Origin of the sequence: Kribbella sp. NBC_00709 (genome assembly GCF_036226565.1) — a bacterium.
Lineage (GTDB): Bacteria > Actinomycetota > Actinomycetes > Propionibacteriales > Kribbellaceae > Kribbella.
The window spans coordinates 2,566,470-2,585,813 of the sequence record NZ_CP108996.1 but is presented as its reverse complement, the minus strand read 5'-3'; the positions used below and the strand labels follow the sequence as shown (position 1 = coordinate 2,585,813).

At 68.8% G+C, this 19,344-nt stretch carries 21 protein-coding genes; 14 read left to right on the top strand and 7 right to left on the bottom strand.

Going from position 1 to position 19,344, the window contains the following annotated elements:
* Window positions 1-17: 17 nt before the first annotated feature.
* Window positions 18-860 (top strand): hypothetical protein, encoded by an 843-nt coding sequence (locus OHA18_RS12685; RefSeq protein ID WP_329004248.1) that lies wholly within the window; start codon window positions 18-20, stop codon window positions 858-860.
* Between the two features lie 42 nt (window positions 861-902).
* Here OHA18_RS12685 and rpmG read toward each other — a convergent pair whose 3' ends face one another.
* A complete protein-coding gene (gene rpmG / locus OHA18_RS12680; RefSeq protein ID WP_329004247.1) occupies window positions 903-1,070 on the bottom strand; it encodes a 50S ribosomal protein L33 in 168 nt (55 codons plus the stop codon).
* A gap of 124 nt (window positions 1,071-1,194) precedes the next feature.
* On the opposite strand from rpmG, the gene OHA18_RS12675 reads away from it, so the two are divergent.
* Together OHA18_RS12675 and OHA18_RS12670 are read left to right on the top strand one after the other, a co-directional pair.
* Window positions 1,195-2,277, top strand: a complete 1,083-nt coding sequence (locus OHA18_RS12675) for a CobW family GTP-binding protein (RefSeq protein ID WP_329004246.1) — start codon at window positions 1,195-1,197, stop codon at window positions 2,275-2,277.
* A complete protein-coding gene (locus tag OHA18_RS12670) occupies window positions 2,274-2,519 on the top strand; it encodes a type B 50S ribosomal protein L31 (RefSeq protein ID WP_329004245.1) in 246 nt (81 codons plus the stop codon). Before OHA18_RS12675 ends, OHA18_RS12670 begins: the two co-directional genes overlap by 4 nt.
* A 55-nt stretch (window positions 2,520-2,574) precedes the next feature.
* Here the strand turns inward: OHA18_RS12670 and OHA18_RS12665 are convergent, their stop codons facing one another.
* Entirely contained in the window at window positions 2,575-2,934 is a 360-nt protein-coding gene (locus tag OHA18_RS12665; protein WP_329004244.1) for a nuclear transport factor 2 family protein, read from the bottom strand.
* A 113-nt stretch (window positions 2,935-3,047) separates the two neighbouring features.
* On the opposite strand from OHA18_RS12665, the gene OHA18_RS12660 reads away from it, so the two are divergent.
* Window positions 3,048-4,469 (top strand): aromatic amino acid lyase, encoded by a 1,422-nt coding sequence (locus OHA18_RS12660; protein ID WP_329004243.1) that lies wholly within the window; start codon window positions 3,048-3,050, stop codon window positions 4,467-4,469.
* Between the two features lie 122 nt (window positions 4,470-4,591).
* Here OHA18_RS12660 and OHA18_RS12655 read toward each other — a convergent pair whose 3' ends face one another.
* Genes OHA18_RS12655 through OHA18_RS12645 form a run of 3 tightly spaced genes read right to left on the bottom strand, consistent with a single transcriptional unit; the run spans window position 4,592 to window position 6,459 of the window.
* A complete protein-coding gene (locus OHA18_RS12655; RefSeq protein ID WP_329004242.1) occupies window positions 4,592-5,350 on the bottom strand; it encodes an IclR family transcriptional regulator in 759 nt (252 codons plus the stop codon).
* Between the two features lie 24 nt (window positions 5,351-5,374).
* The gene (locus tag OHA18_RS12650; protein WP_329004241.1) at window positions 5,375-5,566 is read right to left on the bottom strand and encodes a hypothetical protein; all 192 of its coding nucleotides are present in this window, start codon (window positions 5,564-5,566) and stop codon (window positions 5,375-5,377) included.
* A complete protein-coding gene (locus OHA18_RS12645) occupies window positions 5,563-6,459 on the bottom strand; it encodes a GNAT family N-acetyltransferase (RefSeq protein ID WP_329004240.1) in 897 nt (298 codons plus the stop codon). Before OHA18_RS12645 ends, OHA18_RS12650 begins: the two co-directional genes overlap by 4 nt.
* Window positions 6,460-6,521: 62 nt before the next feature.
* On the opposite strand from OHA18_RS12645, the gene hutH reads away from it, so the two are divergent.
* The 9 genes from hutH to hutI all read left to right on the top strand — a co-directional run bounded on the left by hutH (window position 6,522) and on the right by hutI (window position 16,986).
* Window positions 6,522-8,108, top strand: coding sequence for a histidine ammonia-lyase (gene hutH, locus OHA18_RS12640; protein ID WP_329004239.1), 1,587 nt, complete (start codon window positions 6,522-6,524; stop codon window positions 8,106-8,108).
* A 16-nt stretch (window positions 8,109-8,124) separates the two neighbouring features.
* On the top strand, window positions 8,125-9,780 hold the full coding sequence (gene hutU, locus OHA18_RS12635) for a urocanate hydratase (RefSeq protein ID WP_329004238.1): 1,656 nt from the start codon (window positions 8,125-8,127) through the stop codon (window positions 9,778-9,780).
* Window positions 9,781-9,915: 135 nt separating this feature from the next.
* Complete coding sequence (locus tag OHA18_RS12630; protein WP_329004237.1) at window positions 9,916-10,914, top strand: ABC transporter ATP-binding protein; 999 nt, start codon at window positions 9,916-9,918, stop codon at window positions 10,912-10,914.
* Window positions 10,915-11,023: 109 nt separating this feature from the next.
* The gene (locus OHA18_RS12625) at window positions 11,024-11,680 is read left to right on the top strand and encodes an ABC transporter permease (RefSeq protein WP_329004236.1); all 657 of its coding nucleotides are present in this window, start codon (window positions 11,024-11,026) and stop codon (window positions 11,678-11,680) included.
* Between the two features lies 1 nt (window position 11,681).
* Window positions 11,682-12,332 carry an ABC transporter permease gene (locus OHA18_RS12620; RefSeq protein WP_329004235.1) on the top strand — a complete coding sequence of 217 codons (651 nt, stop codon included), beginning with the start codon at window positions 11,682-11,684 and terminating at the stop codon, window positions 12,330-12,332.
* Window positions 12,333-12,411: 79 nt separating this feature from the next.
* Window positions 12,412-13,335 carry an ABC transporter substrate-binding protein gene (locus OHA18_RS12615; protein ID WP_329004234.1) on the top strand — a complete coding sequence of 308 codons (924 nt, stop codon included), beginning with the start codon at window positions 12,412-12,414 and terminating at the stop codon, window positions 13,333-13,335.
* Window positions 13,332-14,519 (top strand): allantoate amidohydrolase, encoded by a 1,188-nt coding sequence (locus tag OHA18_RS12610; RefSeq protein ID WP_329004233.1) that lies wholly within the window; start codon window positions 13,332-13,334, stop codon window positions 14,517-14,519. Before OHA18_RS12615 ends, OHA18_RS12610 begins: the two co-directional genes overlap by 4 nt.
* Window positions 14,516-15,826, top strand: a complete 1,311-nt coding sequence (locus OHA18_RS12605; protein WP_329004232.1) for a formimidoylglutamate deiminase — start codon at window positions 14,516-14,518, stop codon at window positions 15,824-15,826. Before OHA18_RS12610 ends, OHA18_RS12605 begins: the two co-directional genes overlap by 4 nt.
* Window positions 15,823-16,986 (top strand): imidazolonepropionase, encoded by a 1,164-nt coding sequence (gene hutI, locus OHA18_RS12600; RefSeq protein ID WP_329004231.1) that lies wholly within the window; start codon window positions 15,823-15,825, stop codon window positions 16,984-16,986. Before OHA18_RS12605 ends, hutI begins: the two co-directional genes overlap by 4 nt.
* Before the next feature lie 15 nt (window positions 16,987-17,001).
* Here hutI and OHA18_RS12595 read toward each other — a convergent pair whose 3' ends face one another.
* Window positions 17,002-17,916, bottom strand: coding sequence for a DUF559 domain-containing protein (locus OHA18_RS12595; RefSeq protein WP_329004230.1), 915 nt, complete (start codon window positions 17,914-17,916; stop codon window positions 17,002-17,004).
* A gap of 296 nt (window positions 17,917-18,212) precedes the next feature.
* On the opposite strand from OHA18_RS12595, the gene OHA18_RS12590 reads away from it, so the two are divergent.
* Complete coding sequence (locus OHA18_RS12590) at window positions 18,213-18,647, top strand: phosphoribosyltransferase family protein (RefSeq protein ID WP_329004229.1); 435 nt, start codon at window positions 18,213-18,215, stop codon at window positions 18,645-18,647.
* On the opposite strand, the gene OHA18_RS12585 is transcribed toward OHA18_RS12590, so the two are convergent.
* On the bottom strand, window positions 18,644-19,129 hold the full coding sequence (locus OHA18_RS12585; RefSeq protein ID WP_329004228.1) for a GNAT family N-acetyltransferase: 486 nt from the start codon (window positions 19,127-19,129) through the stop codon (window positions 18,644-18,646). The two genes, OHA18_RS12590 and OHA18_RS12585, sit on opposite strands and share 4 nt — an antisense overlap.
* Window positions 19,130-19,344 lie beyond the last annotated feature (215 nt).

Sequence of the window (19,344 nt, the reverse complement as noted above, 5' to 3'; positions counted from 1 at the left end):
TGCGGGAGGCTCGGAGCATGGACATCTTCACCGCAGGTCGGGACTTTGTACGGCGGGACGCCCGGGTGCTCGAGCGTCGGCTCTTCGCCACGATCTTCGAGGGCGCTGATCCGCAGGGCGTGGTCGATGCGCTGCGCGGGTTCCAGAATGCCGACGGAGGCTTCGGGTGGGGGCTGGAGCCGGACAAGCGGTGTCCGGACAGCCTGCCGCTCGACGTCGAGGTCGCGTTCGACACGCTGCTCGCCGCCGGTGCGCGGGACGACGAGATGGTCCGCCGTGCGGTCGGCTGGCTCGACCGGACGGCGACGGCCGACGGCGCGGTCCCTCTCTGCGGACCGGCGGTGGAGAACTACCCGCGCGCCGAGCACATCTCCGAATGGACCTACAAGCCCGACATCAACCCCACCGCGGGTCTGGTCGGCCGGCTGCACCAGCTCGGCGTCGAGCACCCGTGGCGCGAGAAGGCCGGCGCCTGGTCCGCGGCCGAGCTGGCGAAGGGCTTCCCCGAGGACGCCCACGGGATGCACGAGGCCCTGGAGTTCCTGGAGCACAGCGGGGATCTCGACTTCGATCGCATCCGCGACTGGATGCCCAAGCTCGCCAACTACCGCGCCGACGCCGCCGATCCGTCGTACGGCGTGACGCCGCTGCAGTTCGCGCCGACGCCGGACAGCTTCTGGAAGCAGTTGTTCACCGACGCCCAGATCGAGGCCCACCTCGACCGCCTGGTCGCCGATCAGCAGGACGACGGCGGCTGGGCCATCACCTGGGAGCCGCCGGGACCCGCGGCCACCCTCGAGTACCGCGGCATCGTCACCGTCGGCGCACTACGAACACTGAAGGCGTACAACCGCCTCTAGACAGACCAAAGCCCTCCGCTACGGCGGAGGGCTTTGACGTGTTTACCGCTCTTCGCGGAAGTCGACATGGGACCGGGTCGTCGGGTCGTACTTGCGGATGATGAGCCGGTCGGGATTGTTCCGGCGGTTCTTCCGCGTTACATAGGTGAAGCCGGTGCCTGCGGTGCTGCGGAGCTTGATGATGGGGCGGAGGTCGTTGCGCTTGGCCATGCTGTCCTTTCCCGGATCACCTGGCGGGTGACCCTCACCGAGTGGAACGCGGGTGGGGTGGCGGCTATTCCGGTCCAGAGGATCCTTTGTAGTGGTTATCGTTTTCAACAAGACAGGAGAGTCGATGCTGCCGGTGACCTTGCTGACGGGCCTCGACGAGGACTTCCGCGGCGCCGTCGCGGGGAACCTGCTGGCTGCCGCCGGCCCGACCGGCGTCCTGGTGGAGTACGACGTCAGCGGCCTGAGCGCCGGCTCCGTCGTCCGGATCGCCCGCACCGCGACCGGCGTGATCGACCGCGACGTGATCACCATGGACCACCCGTGCGTGTCCTGCGCGATGCGCGGCTCCCTCGTCCAGCTGCTCTCCAGCATCGCCGCCATCGAGCGGTACGACGCGGCGATCGTGAACGTCCCCGCCGCCGGCGACACCCAGGCGATCGCGACCGAGCTCGAGGCGGCCGACGACCTACGGATCGACGCGGTCATCACCACTGTCGACTCCGCCACCGTGGTCGCCGACCTGACCGGCGACGAACTGATCCGGGACCGCGGTGTCCCGACCGCCGTGGAGGACGGTCGTGCGATCGCCGAGGTCGTCGTACGGCAGCTGGAGTCGGCTGATGCGGCGGTGCTGAGCGGCGAGGAGCCGACCGCGCTGGTCCAGGCGATCAATCCACGGCTGCTCATCAAGACGACGCCGGACGGTCTGCTCGGCGTACGGCTGCATGTCCCCGGGAACGTCGTCGAGCCCGGCTCGATCGCGGCGCGCGCGGACGGCGAGGTCACGACCGTGGTGTGGCAGTCCGACCGGCCGTTCCACCCCGAGCGCCTGTACGACGCCCTCGAGGACCTGGTCGCCGGGTCGGCCCGCGGTCGCGGCACGATCTGGATCGCGACGCAGCACCGCAACCGGCTCAGCTGGGACAGCTTCGGCACCAACATCTCCATCGGCGTACTCGGTCCGTGGCTGGCCGACCTTCCGGCCGACCGGTGGCCCGCGGTCGGGCAGCAGCACCAGGCGCGGTCCGCCCTCGAGTGGCACCCGGAGTACGGCGACCGCGCGTCGTACCTGTCGATCACCGGGCCCGGCCTGGATCCGCGGGAATTAACCGACCGCCTGGACGGTTGTGTGATGCGTGCGGACGAAGCGGTTCACCCCCTGACCGACCCGTTCGCCCCTTACTTGGAAGGAAGTACCGCAGCATGAAGAAGGACATTCACCCCGACTACCGCCGGGTCGTCTTCCGGGACAAGTCCGGCAACTTCAGCTTCCTCACCGGTTCGACCCGCGAGAGCAACGAGTCCGTGGTCTGGCACGACGGGAACACCTACCCGGTCGTCGACGTCGAGATCTCGTCCGCGAGTCACCCGTTCTACACGGGCCAGCAGCGCGTGATGGACACCCAGGGCCGCGTGGAGAAGTTCAAGAAGCGCTACGGCGTGAAGTGACCAACCGGTCTCCAACAGCCCGTCGCCTGCCCAGGCGACGGGCTGTTTTGCATGCTCAAGCCTTGTGGCAGAACGCCTGCAGCCAGCGCCCGTGGACACGTACATAGACCTGGCTGATCCATTCTTCGGTCGCGTACGACGCCCCGTCCCAGCTACCGGAACTCGCCTTCCGGGCGGTCAGGACAACCGTGTCCCCGACCCGGGCGATTCGCTCACCGCCGACAGTGGTCATGCTGTTGTGCTGCAGCCGGCGCGACGCGATCCAGCCGATGATGTCGGCCTTGGGCGTGATTCCGGTGGCGTCGACGGCCACCCAGTCGTCGGTCCAGCAGTTCGCGATCAGCTCGGCGTCGTTGCCGACCAGCACGGCGTCCGACGCGGCTGCCTCGGCGCGAACTTCTTCCTCGACTGTCATGCGTCAGAGTTTGCGCAGGCGTGCCGACGGCCAGGGGCCTGCGTCTCGGATTTCAGACGGTGAGATAGGCGCGGCGCTTACTCCACAGGCCTGGGCGGTTCCACACTGTGGGGATGGAGCCGGTTGAGCTGACGGGTGCCGGGTTGAGTCCGCTGGAAGCGGTGGCGCTCGGGCAGCGGCGTACGGCGGTTCGGCTGAGCGAGGTCGCACGGAAGCGGATGGCGGCGTCGGCCTTGGTGGTGGCCGAGGTGGCCAGGCGGCGGCCGGTGTACGGGCGGACCACGGGCGTCGGGGCCAACCGCGACGTGCTCACGTCCGACCCGGAGCACGGCGCGCGCCTGCTCGGGTCGCACAGCACCACGGGCACCACGTCGTACCCGAAGGATGTGGTCCGGCTCGGGCTGCTGATCCGCGTCAACCAACTCGCCGCCGGCGGGTCCGGGCTCGACCCGGCCGTGGCGGACGCGATCGTTGGTCTGCTCAACGACGACGACCTGCCCGACCTGCATCGCGGCGGCGCGATCGGGACCGGCGACCTCGGCCCACTCGCCGAACTCGGGCTCGCGCTGGGCGACGTCATCGACGGGACCAGTGCGCTCCCGCTGCTGTCCAGCAACGCGCTCACGCTCGCCGAGTGCTGCCTCGCGTACGTCGAGGCGGGCACGCTGATCAACGTCGTACCACTGGTCGGCGCGCTCACCCATGTCGCGCTGCGCGGCAACGCCGAGGTGTACGACGTCCGCGTGCACGAGGCGCGCCCGCAGCCCGGTCAGGTCCGGGTCGCACGCCGGATGCGCGGACTGCTCGATGATCTGCCGATTCGGCCGGCCCGCGTCCAGGATCCCTTCGGACTAAGGGCGTTCGCGCAGGTGCTCGGCCCGGCCGTAGATCATTCCGATGCCTTAGGCAACAGTGTGCGGATCGACATCAACGCCGCCGCGGAGAACCCGCTGGTCGCGGGCGACACCGTGCTGCACAACGGCAACTGGCACGCGATGCCGATCGCGCTCGCCCTCGACTCGCTCCGGCTCAGCCTGCACAGTGTCGCGACCCTCTCGACCACCCGGGTGGCGAACCTGGTCGACCCGGACTACACCGGCCTCAGCCGGTTCCTGGCCAGCGGTGCGGAGGCGAGCTCGGGTGTGATGATGATCGAATACGTAGCCCACGACGCGCTCGCCGCGGTGCGCTCGGCCGCACAGCCCGCCACGCTCGGTACGGCGACGTTGTCGCGCGGCGCCGAGCTCCACGCCAGCTTCGCCCCGCAGGCCGCAGTACTGACCGCACAGTTGCTGGATGCTCTCCGCGAGGTCCTCGCCTGCGAACTCGTCACCGCCGTACGCGCGATCCGCCTGGCCGGCCTGACCCCCGACGACCTGGCGCCCGCCGCCGTCGGTCCCTGGCTGGCCGACGCACTGGCCGTGCTACCGGCCAGCCTGGCCGACCGGTCCCTGCGGGAGGACCTGGAGATCGCCCGTGGCGTGCTCACCCAATGGGGCGACCGCCAGGTCGAACACCCCGCCGAATCCGGCTAGATGTACCGAAGAACGGGTAGTGCCCGGCTCAGCCCGCTCAGATCACCTCCGGAGGAGGCGATCTAGGCACCACTACCCGTTCTTCGGTACACACCTAGAGCTGTCGCTCGGCTGCGCGGGGGTTACCCGTGCAGGCGGCGGGTGAGGGCGGTCGCGGCTTGGCGGATTCTGTGGGCCAGGTGGGGGCGGTCCGGTGGTGGTACGGCGTCTGTGCGGAAGGTGACGCTGATGGCAGCTGCCGGGTGGCCGGCGTGGTCGACGGCGGCGCTGGCGACTGATGCCATGCCGGGCGTGATGAAAGAGTCCTCGACCGCGAAGCCTTGGCGTTTCTCGTCGGCCAGCAAGCGCCGCAGCTGGGTGAGTGTCTGCGGCCCATGGTCAGTCCGCCGCACGAAGGACTCGGGCGTAGGAAACAATGCGCGAACCTGCGCCGGCGGCAGCTCAGCGAGCAACGCACGACCGGAGGCGGTGAGTGTCGCGGGCAGACGTACGCCGACATCGGTCACCAACGTCACCGGCCGCGGCGGCTGTTCTTTCAGCAAGTAGACCAGCTCGCGACCATGCAGTACGCCGAGATGCGCGGTCTGCCCGATCTCATGGACCAGCTGCACCAGCAACGGCCGCGCCAACCGCTCCAGTGGATCGTGCCGCAGATACGCCGATCCGATCTCAAAGGCAGCGACGCCCAGCCCGTACCGCTTCTCCTCGGGCAGATGTACGACGAACCCCTCGTCGATCATTGCCCGCAGCAAGTGGTACGTCGACGAGCGCGGCAGCCCGACCGCGGAGGCGATGCGCTCCATCGGTACCGGACCGGGCTGGGTGGCCAGGAACGTCAGTACCCGCAGCGTGCGGGTCGAGGCGGGAACGTTGCCGCTCACAACGGCAGGGTAACCCGGTCGGCCTTAGATCCCTGACGATTCGCGTTTCTTCGCGCGGCTGCGCCGCATCCAGAACCGGAGCCCTTCGCCCGCGACCGCGATCGCGAACAGCCCACCGGCGACGCTCCAGTCCAGGAACTCGGGCCCCGAGACGAGGAATCCGACCGCGACCGACAAGACCAGGAAGAACAGTAACGAGAGGGCGAGTCGCTTCACAGAACCTTCTCCGCGGTCCAGGCGCCGGCCGTTTCCCGGTAGCCGAGCCATTTGTTCACTGCGAGCATCGGCGCGTTGGCCGCGTCGTTACCGGTCGATGCGGTCACAAACCCGGCGTCGCGGGATCGCACCAACGCGACCGACTTCACCACCTTCGCCAGCCCACGCCCGCGGGCTGATGGGAGCGTCCCGGTCAGGTTCGACCAGATGATCCGCCGGTCCGGATCCGCGGTCGTCGTCACGAACGACAGCACTTGGGCACCGTCCAGTACGGCGAAGCTCAGATCCCGCCGGATGTCCGGGTTGTTCCACGAGGTCGTCACCCATTCGTCGTACGGCGGTCCGCCCGACAACCCGCTCGGGTCGTCGTCGCGCACCGCGACCTCCGCGTCGAAGAGCTGACGCGACTCCAACTCGTCGTAGCTGACCACCCGCAGCCCGTCCGGCGGAGCGACAGGCTCTCGCGCCGCGGCCAGGTCGGCGGCCGAGTTCGTCATCCAACGACCCAACTCAAAGCCTCGCTTCGCGGCGAACGCCTTCGATTCGGCCTCATCCCGGACGACGACCAGCAATCGTCCGGCCGACACCTCCACCGCCCGCTCGGTCACCGAGGCCAGCAGTGCCGTGCCGATGCCCTGCCTCCGGTGCTCAGCAGGAACCTGGAGCGTGATCCGCACCCGCGGCGCCTCGGCACCAGCCGGCGGCAGGTAGATGTTGGCGTACCCGACCACGTCCGGACCGTCTGTGGCGATCAGTACTCCGCGACTCCGGCTGTGCCGCAGTTCGATCTCGATGGCCCGTGCTGTCTTTACCAGTTGCGGCATCGTGGCGGCCCAGATTCGCGCGATCCCCGCCGCGTCCTCCGGCCCCGCCGTCCGGATCTCGAACACCATGCCGGAACTCTACGGCTACCGAGGGTCGCCACTCCTGTCTCAGATTCGAGACAGAAACTGGTATGCCGCTCCTGTCGAGGAGCATCCCGGCGCGGTCCAATGTTCGGGTGGAAGACACGGTGATTGTCGGCGTTGGACCGCTGACCCCGGCCGAGGTGGTCGCGGTCGCGCGGTACGGCGCGCAGGTACGGATCGACGACCAGGCCCTGGAGGAGATCGCGAAATCACGCGCCGCGATCGCGGCGCTGGCCCATGCGGATACGCCGCACTACGGCGTCTCGACCGGGTTCGGCGCGCTCGCGACCCGGCATATCGCACCGGAGCTGCGGGCCCAGTTGCAGCGCAGCTTGATCCGCTCGCATGCGGCCGGCTCCGGCCCGGAGGTGGAGACCGAGGTCGTGCGCGGACTCGCCCTGCTCCGGCTGTCGACGCTTGCCACCGGCCGCACCGGCGTGAAGGTCGAGACGGCCCAGGCGTACGCCGGTCTGCTCAACGCGCACCTGACTCCGGTGGTGCACGAGTACGGCAGCCTCGGTTGCTCCGGGGACCTCGCACCGCTGTCTCACGTCGCGTTGGCGATCCTGGGCGAGGGCAAGGTGCGCGATGCCGACGGCAATCTTCGCGACGCCGGCGAGGCATTGGAAGCCAACGGTCTGACTCCGGTCGTCCTTGCGGAGAAGGAAGGTCTGGCACTGATCAACGGGACCGACGGCATGCTCGGCATGCTGGTCCTCGCGCTCGCCGACCTCGACCGGCTCTTCAAGACCGCCGACCTCGCCGCCGCGATGAGCGTCGAGGCCCAGCTCGCCACCGACCGCGTGTTCGCCGAGGACCTGCAGGCCCTGCGCCCGCATCCCGGGCAGGCCGCGGCCGCCGCCAATCTCCGCACGATCCTCAAGGACAGCGCGATTGTCGCGAGCCACCGCGGCCCGGACTGCAACCGCGTGCAGGACGCCTACTCGCTCAGGTGCTCCCCGCAGGTCCACGGCGCCGCGCGGGACACTGCGGCCCACGCGGCATCGGTTGCAGGCCGCGAGCTCGCGGCCGCGATCGACAACCCAGTGGTCCTGCCGGACGGCCGGGTCGAGTCCAACGGCAACTTCCACGGTGCCCCGATCGGGTACGTGCTCGACTTCCTCGCCATCGCGGTCGCCGACCTCGCCAGCATCAGCGAACGGCGTACCGACCGGTTCCTCGACGTCGCGCGCAACCACGGGCTGAACGCCTTCCTGGCCGACGATCCCGGTGTGGACAGCGGGCACATGATCGCGCAGTACACCCAGGCCGCGATCGTGTCCGAGCTCAAGCGTCTCGCCGTACCCGCCAGCGTCGACTCGATCCCGAGCAGCGCGATGCAGGAGGACCACGTCTCGATGGGCTGGTCGGCCGCACGCAAACTGCGCAAGGCGGTCGACGGCCTGCAGCGGGTGCTGGCGATCGAGATCCTCACCGCCGCACGGGCGCTCGACCTGCGCGCGCCGTTGACTCCGGCCCCGGCCACCGCGGCGGTTGTCGCGGCACTCCGCGAGTACGTCGACGGCCCGGGGACGGACCGTCATCTCGCGCCCGAACTCGAGCACTCCGTCGCACTTGTTGCTGACGGCACCTATATCGATGCTGCCGAGACCGTCACCGGTCGGCTGAACTAGAAAGGCTGGATCACCCATGTCCGGACCCCGTCCTGTGCGCGCACCCCGTGGCACCACCCTGACCGCCCGCGGCTGGCAGCAGGAAGCCGCGCTGCGGATGCTGCAGAACAACCTCGACCCCGAGGTCGCCGAGCACCCCGACGAACTCGTCGTGTACGGCGGTTCCGGCAAGGCCGCCCGCGACTGGAACTCGTTCGACGCGATGGTCCGCACGCTGACCACGCTCAAGGACGACGAGACCATGCTGGTGCAGTCCGGCAAGCCGGTCGGCGTCATGCAGACGCACGAGTGGGCGCCGCGGGTACTGATCGCGAACTCGAACCTGGTCGGCGACTGGGCCACCTGGGAGGAGTTCCGCAAGCTCGAGGCGATGGGCCTCACGATGTACGGCCAGATGACGGCCGGGTCATGGATCTACATCGGCACCCAGGGCATCTTGCAGGGCACCTACGAGACGTTCGCCGCCGTTGCCGAGAAGCGTTTCGGCGGCACGCTGGCCGGCACCGTCACGCTGACCGCCGGACTCGGCGGCATGGGCGGCGCGCAGCCGCTGGCCGTCACGATGAACGACGGTGTCGCGATCTGCATCGACGTCGACTCGTCCCGGATCGACCGCCGGATCGAGCACCGCTACCTCGACGTCCGGGCGAAGGACCTCGACGACGCGCTGCGGTTGGCAGAGGAGGCGAAGAAGGCTCGCCGGCCGCTGTCGATCGGTGTCCTGGGCAACGCTGCGGTGATCGTGCCGGAGCTGCTGGAACTGGGCGCGCCGATCGACATCGTCACCGACCAGACGTCGGCGCACGACCCGCTGATGTACCTGCCGGTGGGCATCGACTTCGACGACTGGACGACCGCTCGCGAGAAGGACCCAGCCGGGTTCACCGAGCGCGCCCAGGCCTCGATGGCCCGCCACGTGGCCGCGATGGTCGGCTTCCAGGACGCGGGCGCCGAGGTGTTCGACTACGGCAACTCGATCCGCGACGAAGCGCGGAAGGCCGGCTTCAACCGGGCCTTCGATTTCCCGGGCTTCGTGCCGGCCTACATCCGGCCGCTGTTCTGTGAGGGCAAGGGCCCGTTCCGGTGGGCCGCGCTGTCCGGCAACCCGGCCGACATCGCGAAGACCGACCAGGCGATCCTGGATCTGTTCCCTGACAACGAGCACCTGACCCGGTGGATCAAGATGGCCGGCGAGCGGGTCGCGTTCCAGGGGCTGCCGGCCCGGATCTGCTGGCTCGGGCAGGGCGAGCGGGACAAGGCCGGTCTACGGTTCAACGAGATGGTTGCCTCCGGCGAGCTCGAGGCGCCGATCGTCATCGGTCGCGATCACCTGGACACCGGCAGCGTGGCTTCGCCGTACCGGGAGACCGAAGGGATGCTGGACGGCTCGGACGCGATCGCGGACTGGCCGTTGCTGAACGCGATGGTGAACGTGTCCAGCGGTGCGTCGTGGGTGTCGATCCACCACGGCGGCGGCGTCGGCATCGGCCGGTCCATCCATGCCGGCCAGGTGTCCGTTGCCGATGGCACCGATCTGGCCCGGCAGAAGCTGGAGCGGGTGCTCACCAACGACCCGGCGATGGGTGTGATCCGCCACGTCGACGCGGGCTACGAGAAGGCTGTCGAGGTTGCCGGCCAGCGGGGCGTGCGGATCCCGATGCGGGAAGGCTAACTGTGTGCGACCGCGGCAATCTGTAGTGCTACGGTGCACATTTCCAAGGAGCGAGAATCCGTGCGACCGCGTGGTTTCGGTCTCTCGTTCCGCTAGGGTCTTTCGGGCGACCGACGACCAGCGCGAAAGGGCGCCATGATCGAGTTCGAGGACGTCACCAAGCAGTATCCGGACGGCACCGTCGCCGTCGACAAGTTGTCCCTGCGGATCCCTAGCAACCAGATCACCGTGTTCGTCGGTCCGTCCGGCTGTGGCAAGACCACGTCGCTGCGGATGATCAATCGCACGATCGAGCGGACCAGCGGGACGATCTCGATCGACGGCGAGGACATCAACGGCAAGGATGCGGTCACGCTGCGCCGGGGGATCGGGTACGTGATCCAGAACGCCGGCCTGTTCCCGCACAAGACCGTTGTCGACAACGTCGCCACCGTCCCGAAGCTGCTCGGCTGGGACAAGCGCAAGGCGCACGGTACGGCGATGGAGCTGCTCGAACGCGTCGGCCTGGACATCAAGCTGGCCGAGCGGTATCCGGCCCAGCTGTCCGGTGGCCAGCAGCAACGAGTCGGCGTCGCGCGGGCGCTCGCGGCCGATCCGGCGGTCATGTTGATGGACGAGCCGTTCAGCGCCGTCGACCCGATCGTCCGCCACCAGTTGCAGGAGGAGCTGCTCCGGCTGCAGCGCGACATCGGCAAGACGATCGTGTTCGTCACCCACGACATCGACGAGGCGATCAAGCTCGGCGACAACGTCGCAGTACTGCAGGTCGGCGGGAAGCTGGCCCAGTTCGCGCCGCCGGCCGAGCTGCTCGGCGAGCCGGCCGACGACTTCGTTCGCGGGTTCGTCGGTCAGGATCGCGGTTACCGTGCCCTGACGTTCGTGCATCCCGAGGAGCTGCCCGTGCAGCCGGTGCCGGACGGGCTCGCGTTGAAGGACGGCGTACCCGTCGGCTGGAAGAACGGGTCCGGGGAGCTGCTGCCGCTCGGCGCGGTGTTCAAGCGCGGCGATTCGTTGCGCGCGGCGCTGGACGCAGTACTGACGTCTCCGACCGGCTGTGGCATCTGCGTCGACGACGACGGGAAGGCCATCGGCGTCATCGACCAGTCAACGGTCGCGGAAGCGCTCCGGTCATGACTGTACTGATGCCACGCCTCCGGCGCGGCGGTCATGGGGCCTCCCGGTCTTCCCTCGTCGCTCCAGTCGCTTCGCTCCTTGCGCTCCTCAGTCCAGACCGGGAGGCCCCATGACATGGATCGGTGACAACCTCGGGCTGATCTGGGAGGCGTTGCGCGAGCATCTGTACCTGGCGATCGTCCCGGTGATCCTCGGGCTGATCATCTCGGTGCCGTTGGGGTACGTCGCCACGCGCTACTCCTGGTTGGCGAATCCGCTGATCGCGTTCGGTGGGCTGCTGTACTCACTGCCGTCGATCGCACTGTTCATCGTGATCCCGGCGATCCTCGGCACCAAGGTGCTCGCGACGATCAACATCATCGTCGCGCTGACCATCTATACGGTGTCGCTGCTGATCCGGAACGTGATCGACGGACTCCGTTCCGTGCCACCCGACGTCCGGCAGTCCGCGATCGCGGTCGGGTACGGGTCGATGCACCGGCTGATCGCGGTCGACCTGCCGATCGCCGTACCGGTGATCTTCACCGGGCTGCGCGTGGTCACCGTCGCGAACATCTCGATGGTGAGCGTCGGCGCCGTGATCGGGATCGGCGGTCTGGGCGAGCTGTTCACGCTGGGCTTCCAGAAGGACTTCCTGACGCCGGTCGTGGTCGGGGTCGTGCTGTCGCTGGCCCTGGCGCTGGTCGCGGACCTGATCCTGGTGTCGTTGCAACGGGTTCTGACTCCTTGGGCGCGGGTTTCGACGCCCGTGGCGGAGGTGGCGTGACATGTGGGAGTACCTGACCGACTCGTTCAACTGGTCCGGCAACGAGGGAATCTGGGCGCGGATCCTCCAGCACCTCTGGTACACGTTTGCCGCCCTCGGACTCTCCGTGGTGATCGCGCTACCGATCGGATTGCGGATCGGGCACACACGGCGCGGAGCGTTCCTGGCGATCAACCTCGGCAACGCCGCCCGCGCCCTGCCGAGCCTCGGTCTGCTGATGATCGCCGTACTGCTGACCAACCACATCGGCTTCCTGCCGGTGCTGATCGCGCTGGTCGCCCTGGGCATCCCGCCGATCCTGGCCTCGACGTACGCCGGTCTGTCCGGTGTCGATCCGGCCACGATCGACGCCGCGCGGGGGATGGGGATGACCGGACGCGAGATCCTGACCAAGGTGGAGATCCCGATCGGGCTGCCGCTGATCATCTCCGGCATCCGGAGCGCCACCCTGCAGATCGTCTCGACCGCGACGATCGCCGCGCTGGTGTCGCTCGGCGGCCTCGGCCGCTACGTGGTCGACGGGCTGAAGCTCCGCGACTTCCCGCAGATGTTCACCGGCGCGCTCCTGGTGGCGCTGCTCGCGATCGTGCTGGACGCGGTGTTCGCGCTGATCGGAAGGCTCACCGTGTCCGAAGGCTTGAAGATCGGCTGAATTGTCCGTCGTACCTGCTGAACTAGGGCTGCATCCATCGGCACCGGTCGATGGCTGAACGAGAACACTGGAGGCTCTCGTGTTGAGATCCACACTCATCCGTACTGCGATCGCCGGGGTGGCGGTGCTCGGCCTGGCTGGTTGTGGGGGTGGGGGCGACCAGCTCGGCAGTGACAACGCCGGCAGCTCGCCGGCGCCCTCGAAGGTGAGCAGCATCACCGTCGGGTCCGCCGACTTCTCCGAGAGCCAGTTGATCGCGGAGATCTACGGCCAGGCGCTGGCCGCCAAGGGCATCGAGGTGAAGAAGAAGCCGAACATCGGCAACCGCGAGACCTACATGGCCGCGATCAAGGACGGGTCCGTCGACCTGGTCCCGGAGTACACCGGCGCCGCGCTGGCGTACTTCGACAAGAACTCCACCGAGACCGACCCGCAGAAGGCGTACGACGCGCTGAAGAAGGCGCTGACGCCCGGCCTGGAGATCCTGGACATGTCGCCGGCCACCGACGAGGACACCATCGTGGTGACCAAGGAGACCGCGGACAAGTACAGCCTGAAGTCGATCGGCGACCTGAAGGGCAAGAACCTGGTCGCGGGCGGTAGCTCCGAGTTCAAGGTCCGGACCGCCGGGCTGAAGGGCATGAAGGAGAAGTACGACGTCGACTTCAAGGACTACAAGACGCTCGACGCCGGTGGCCCGCTGAGCATCAAGGCGCTGGAGACCAACCAGATCCAGGTGACCGACCTGTTCACCACGCAGGCTGTGATCAAGGACAAGGGCTGGGTCCAGCTGGAGGACCCGGAGCACATCCTGCCGCCGAACAACATCGTTCCGTTGATCCGGACCGACCACAAGTCCGACGACGTCACCGCGACGCTGAACGCGGTCGACGCCAAGCTGACCACGGACGCGCTGACCGATCTGGTCAAGCGGATCGACGTCGGCAAGGAGAGCGCGGACGCGGTCGCCAAGGACTGGCTGTCGAAGAACCCGCTGTCTTGAGCTTCGAATCCCTCTGGGCCGACCAGTCCGCCATCGGCCGTGACCCCGAAACCGGTGGCTACACCCGAGGCGGCTGGAGCCCGACCGAACGCGAGGCGACGCACTGGTTCCTGAACCAGTGCGCCGCCCGCGGGCTGGCCGTCGAATCCGACGGCATCGGCAACCTGATCGCCTGGTGGGGCTCATCAGACGGTCCAGGTGTCGTCACCGGGAGCCACCTGGATTCGGTCATCGATGGTGGTGCCTTCGATGGGCCGCTGGGGGTTGTTTCTGCGCTGGCGGCTGTGGATGCGTTGCGGGCGGAGGGGTTCGAGCCGAGCGTGCCTATAGGTGTAGGGGCGTTCGTGGAAGAAGAAGGGTCGCGGTTCGGGATGCCCTGTCTGGGGTCCCGGGTCGCGGCTGGAGTGCTGCCCGCGGCGAAGGCTCTGCAGTTGACGGATCGGACTGGAGTGCCGCTTTCAGCAGCATTGGAAGGCGCAGGGATCGACCCGGCTGGGGTTGGACCTTCGCCGCTGATGCAGCGGATGGGGACGTTCGTCGAGTTGCATGTCGAGCAAGGTCGTGGATTGACCGCGCCGGTGGGTGTCGCGAGCTCGATCTGGCCGCACGGGCGGTACCGGTTCACGTTCGGTGGTGAGGCCAACCATGCCGGCACCACGCTGATGGAGGATCGGCACGACCCGATGCTCACCTACGCGATGACCGCCCTCGCCGCGAACAAACAGGCCCGCCTGACCGGCGCCCGCGCGACGTTCGGCCGGGTATCGGTCGAGCCCAACGGCACCAACGCCGTACCGTCGCAGGTCACTGCCTGGCTCGATGCGCGGGCCGCCGACACCGCGACGCTCGAGCTGTTGCTCGCGGCAATCACCAAGCAAGCCACCGAGCGCGCCGAGCGCGACGGCACAACTCTCGAGGTGACTCCGGAATCGGTGTCACCGATCGTCGACTTCCCGGCCGGGCTGCGGGATCGGCTGGTGGGCGTGCTGGACGGCGCTCCGGTCCTCCCGACCGGCGCCGGTCACGACGCCGGCGTGTTCTCGGCCGCCGGCATCCCGACCGCGATGCTGTTCGTCCGCAACCCGACCGGCATCTCCCATTCTCCCGCCGAGTACGCCGAGCAGGACGACTGCCTCGCGGGCGTCGAGGCGTTGGCCGCCGTGCTCAAGGATCTCGCGAAGTGACGTCGTACTGGTGTGAGACCGCCCTCCTCCCGACCGGCCTCGCGCGCGGCGTCCTGGTGTCGACGGCCGACGGCCGTTTCACCTCGGTCGAGGCGGACGCGGCCCCCGGCGATGCCCGGATCCTGAACGGCCTCGTCGTACCGGGCCTGGCGAACTGTCACAGTCACGCCTTCCACCGCGCGCTCCGCGGCCGGACGCAGACCGAGCGCGGCACGTTCTGGACCTGGCGCGACCAGATGTACGCCGTCGCCGCCGCGCTCACCCCCGACACGTACTACGACCTCGCGAAGGCTGTGTACGGCGAGATGCTGCTCGCCGGGATCACCGCGGTCGGCGAATTCCACTACCTCCACCACGCGCCGGGCGGCCACCGCTACGACGACCCGAACGCAATGGGGTCGGCGCTGATCGCCGCTGCCCGCGATGTCGGCATCCGGATCACCTTGCTGGACACGTGCTACCTCGCCGGCGGCATCGAGCAGCCGCTCAACGAGGTGCAGCAACGGTTCAGCGACGGCGACGCGACGGCTTGGGCTGCCCGGGTCGCGCAGTTGTCCGGTGACGATGACGTCGTGATCGGCGCCGCCGCCCACTCGGTCCGGGGCGTGCCGCAGGATCAGCTCGGCGCGGTCGCCTCGGCGTTTCCCGACGTACCGCTGCATATTCATCTGTCCGAGCAGGTCGCGGAGAATGCCGCTTGCCTCAAGGCGTACGGGCGGACGCCGGCCCAGGTGCTCGACGAGGCCGGGTTCCTGAGCGGGCGGACGAGTGCGGTACACGCCACGCATCTCACCGATGTCGACGTGGGGGTGCTCGGCAGTTCCGCGACGTACTCCTGCTTCTGCCCGACCACCGAACGCGACCTTGCCGACGGCATCGGTCCGTCGGTGCAGCTGCGCGACGCGGGCTCGCCGCTGACGCTCGGCTCCGACAGCCACGCGGTGATCGACCTGTTCGAGGAGATGCGCGCGGTCGAGCTGGACGAGCGACTCGCGTCCCAGGAGCGCGGCCACTGGTCGGCGCCCGAGCTCCTCAAAGCAGCCACCACCGACGGCCACCGCTCGATCGGCTTCGAGGACGCGGGGGTGATCGAGGTGGGTGCACGCGCGGACCTGGTCGCGATCCGCCTCGACACCGTCCGCACCGCCGGCACTGGCGGCGGCCTGGAGACTGCGGTCTTCGCGGCATCGGCCGCGGACGTGTCCGATGTTGTCGTCTCGGGAGATCATCTGGTTGCCAATAGCAAGCACATTCGTCTGGACGCCCCGGCGCAGCTGGCTGCCTCGATCGAGGCGGTGACCCGATGAGCTCGCTCTTGCTGACCGGCGTCGGTTCGTTGGTGACGAACGACCCTGCGCACGGCGGTCTGCTCGGTGAGCTGCATGACGCGGCGCTCGTGATCGACGGCAGCACGATCGGTTGGGTCGGCCAACGACGCGATGCACCTGCGACCGACGGCGCGCTCGATCTCGGCGGGCGGGCGGTGATCCCCGGGTTCGTCGACTCGCATTCGCACCTGGTGTTCGCGGGCGATCGCGCCGAGGAGTTCGCGGCCCGCATGACCGGTACGCCGTACTCCGCAGGCGGCATCCGGACCACGGTCGCCGCGACCCGGGAGGCCACCGACGAGCAGCTGACCGCGAACGTGTCCCGCCTGGTGACCGAGATGCGGCGGCAGGGGACGACCACGGTCGAGATCAAGTCCGGGTACGGGCTGACGGTCGCGGATGAGGCGCGGGCGCTCGAGATCGCGGGGCAGTTCACCGACGAGACGACGTACCTCGGGGCGCATGTGGTGCCGGCCGAGTACGCCGACGATCCAGCCGGCTACGTGTCGCTGGTGACCGGCCCGATGCTCGACGCGGCGGCCAAGCACTCGAAGTGGATCGACGTCTTCGTCGAACGCGGTGCCTTCGACGCCGACCAGGGCCGTGCGATCCTCCAAGCCGGCATCGCCCGCGGCCTGCAGGCCCGGGTCCACGCGAACCAGCTCGGCGAGGGCCCCGGCGTACAGCTCGCTTGCGAGGTTGGCGCGGCCGCGGCGGACCACTGCACTTATCTGACCGACGCCGACATCGACGCGCTGTCCTCCGCGGGCGTCGTGGCCGGTCTCTTACCCGCGATCGAGTTCTCGACCCGTTCGCCGTACCCGGATGCTCGCCGTCTCCTGGACGCCGGCGTCACCGTAGCCCTGGCCACCGACTGCAACCCCGGCTCCGGCTACTCCTCCTCGATGTCCTTCTGCATCGCCCTGGCCGTCCGCGACATGCACATGACCCCCGCCGAAGCCCTCTGGTCCGCCACCGCCGGCGGCGCCGCCTCCCTCCGCCGCCCCGACCGAGGCCACCTAACCCCCGGTGCCCGCGCCGACCTGGCCGTCCTCGACGCCCCCTCCCACCTACACCTCTCCTACCGCCCCGGCGTCCCTTTGGTGTCCCGGACGTTCATTGCAGGGCGACCGGTGTAGCGGATCTCCAGCCCATCACAATCGGCCCACCTGCGCGGCTCGCCCGCGTGAGACGCCAACGTCCTGCAGATTGTGATGGCCTGCAGATCCGGCCATCGCTTGACGGATGGCATCCACCACCCACTCAGGGTCGAACATCACGTCCTCCCAGGAGAAGCGGAGCAGGCGCCAACCGCGAATGGTGAGGTTGGTGTGCCGGCGGCAGTCGCGCCTGAGCGCGGTCCGGCTGCCGTGGTATGCGAAGCTGTCGGCTTCCAGCGCGAGCAAGAGCCCGCGATGTCCCAGGTCGACACGGGCGGAGAAGACGCCGTCGCGAATCACGACCTGCGGCTCGAAGCCGTCGACGCCGGCCGCGATCAGCAGAGACCGCAGCACGGACTCCAGCGGGGACTCGGCGCGGCCATCCGCAGCCGTGGCAACGCGGCGCGCCCGCCGACTGCCAGGACCAGCGAGTTCGCCGGCCGCAACCGCCAATTGTGACCGGTCGATCACACCTAGCCGAAGCGCGGAGTCGGCCACCGCCAGCCCGGCGGCGAAGGGAAAGGTGCGAGCGCAGTCCAGCACCGTCCGCAGCTTGCCGGTACACCCGCGGTCGGACGGGACGTGGTCGGCCCAGAACAGCTGGCAGTCGACCGGGCTCAATCGTCGGTGCTGTCCGCGCGGGACGGTGATCTGTGGTTTGTCCGGCAGTTCGAGCACGGCGAATCCGTGCAGGACGGCTGCGCTCAGGTGTGAGACGACCCCGCCCTGGGCCTGAGCGGCGGCAAGTGGGTCCGCCGCGGGCGGCACGGCGTAGACACCCTTCGCGATGCGGGTGATCAGCCCGCCGTCCAGTGCAGCACGAATCGCGCGCAGCGAGACGATGGCGCGAAGCTGCCCGAACGTCGCGACCCCGCCTCGTCGCAGGAGCACCTCGACAACCTCAGACATGTCCTGATCGTGACGGAAATCAGAGAACGCTGCTCATCTCTATCCACAGGCGGATCCCCAGGCCATCACAATTCACCGCCGTTGACCGCGGCGACGCTCAGGAGGCCGGCCCGACACCGATTGTGATGGCCTGGGGATCCGGCCATCCCCAAATCCAAGTGCGCCACGGGGCCGGAGGGTGCCACCCTGGAGGCATGGACACCAGAGCGCGGCTGCGGGACGCCTTTCAGTGGCGGACGGATCGTGGGGTCTGAAGTAACTACGCCGATCTGACCGGCTGGTGGCGGGATGCCGAGTTGTTGCGGGCGCTCGGGCCGGCGCTTGCCGGTCTGTACGACGAGGTGCCCACTGTCGTCCTTGGGCCGGTGTCGCGGGGGTCGTTGGTCGGGGCGCTGACTGCTGCTGCGGTCGGGGTCGGGTTCGTGGAGATGCGGAGGGACGCCTGGCCGGCGACCGACAGCGACCGGTGGGTGATGTGCACCACAGGACCGGACTATCGGGATCGTCACGTCGTCTTCGGGTTCCGCCGGGATCTGATCCAGGGTGGTGACCGGGTGCTCCTGGTCGACGACTGGGTCGACACCGGTGCCACCGCCCTGGCAGGTCGTGCGTTGGTGGAGGCCTGCGGGGCGCGCTGGATCGGCGCGGCCTGCATCGTCGACGGGCTGACCGAACCGCGGTTGCGGCACGAGCTGCCGGTCCGGGCCCTGCTCGACGTACGGCGGCTCTAGTCGGCCAGGTCCTTGGACAGGAGGCTGGCGGTGGTGCCGTCGGGGAGCCGTTGCTTGGCGACCTCGACGTAGCCGCGGGAGGTGTGGAAAGAGAGGCCGGAGTCGTCCAGCGTGTGCGAGCGGGCGCGGGCTACGGCGCGGTCGAACGGCTTCGCGGCACGTTCGATCGCGCGGTAGACCTGCGTCGCGATGCCCTCCCGCCGGTGCCCGGGCGCGACCACGATCCGCTCGATCAGCAGGAAGCGGTCGGCGTAGGTCTGGGTGAACCAGTCGAACTCGAGACCGTCGTACGCCGAGCCCGGGGTGAAGGTCAGGACGAAGCCGGCCGGGTCGCCGTCCAGGTCGATGATGGCGGCGTGGGCGGCGATCAGGCGGAGCCAGTCGAGGCGGTCGGCCCCGAGGGGGTCGACCAGGCCTTCGGCGGTGGCGTTCAGCGCGAGGACCGCGCCGTAGTCGGCGGGGGACATCGCGCGGAGTTTCACAGGGACAGGGTCGCACGGTAAACCTTTCCCCGGGAGGGGTCTCCCTGGCCGCACCCTGGCCCGGACCCCGAAATCTCGGCCCGCCCTTGGGAATGACCTGGGCGATGTGCGATGTTGAGTCTAGTGAACTCAAGTTTGTTGCGTCACGGATTTGAACCGAGACGGACGAACGGGCAACATTGAGTCCGCATCACTCAACTTCGTGGAGGTAAAGA

Excerpts from the sequence above, each read along its gene's own strand:
- OHA18_RS12665 (WP_329004244.1), bottom strand. The coding sequence starts at position 2,934 with ATGACAGTCGAGGAAGAAGTTCGCGCCGAGGCAGCCGCGTCGGACGCC.
- hutU (WP_329004238.1), top strand. The coding sequence starts at position 8,125 with ATGTCCGGACCCCGTCCTGTGCGCGCACCCCGTGGCACCACCCTGACC.
- OHA18_RS12595 (WP_329004230.1), bottom strand. The coding sequence starts at position 17,916 with ATGTCTGAGGTTGTCGAGGTGCTCCTGCGACGAGGCGGGGTCGCGACG.
- hutH (WP_329004239.1), top strand. The coding sequence starts at position 6,522 with ATGCCGCTCCTGTCGAGGAGCATCCCGGCGCGGTCCAATGTTCGGGTG.
- hutI (WP_329004231.1), top strand. The coding sequence starts at position 15,823 with ATGAGCTCGCTCTTGCTGACCGGCGTCGGTTCGTTGGTGACGAACGAC.
- OHA18_RS12620 (WP_329004235.1), top strand. The coding sequence starts at position 11,682 with ATGTGGGAGTACCTGACCGACTCGTTCAACTGGTCCGGCAACGAGGGA.
- OHA18_RS12675 (WP_329004246.1), top strand. The coding sequence starts at position 1,195 with ATGCTGCCGGTGACCTTGCTGACGGGCCTCGACGAGGACTTCCGCGGC.
- OHA18_RS12645 (WP_329004240.1), bottom strand. The coding sequence starts at position 6,459 with ATGGTGTTCGAGATCCGGACGGCGGGGCCGGAGGACGCGGCGGGGATC.
- OHA18_RS12685 (WP_329004248.1), top strand. The coding sequence starts at position 18 with ATGGACATCTTCACCGCAGGTCGGGACTTTGTACGGCGGGACGCCCGG.
- OHA18_RS12630 (WP_329004237.1), top strand. The coding sequence starts at position 9,916 with ATGATCGAGTTCGAGGACGTCACCAAGCAGTATCCGGACGGCACCGTC.
- OHA18_RS12625 (WP_329004236.1), top strand. The coding sequence starts at position 11,024 with ATGACATGGATCGGTGACAACCTCGGGCTGATCTGGGAGGCGTTGCGC.
- OHA18_RS12670 (WP_329004245.1), top strand. The coding sequence starts at position 2,274 with ATGAAGAAGGACATTCACCCCGACTACCGCCGGGTCGTCTTCCGGGAC.
- OHA18_RS12660 (WP_329004243.1), top strand. The coding sequence starts at position 3,048 with ATGGAGCCGGTTGAGCTGACGGGTGCCGGGTTGAGTCCGCTGGAAGCG.
- rpmG (WP_329004247.1), bottom strand. The coding sequence starts at position 1,070 with ATGGCCAAGCGCAACGACCTCCGCCCCATCATCAAGCTCCGCAGCACC.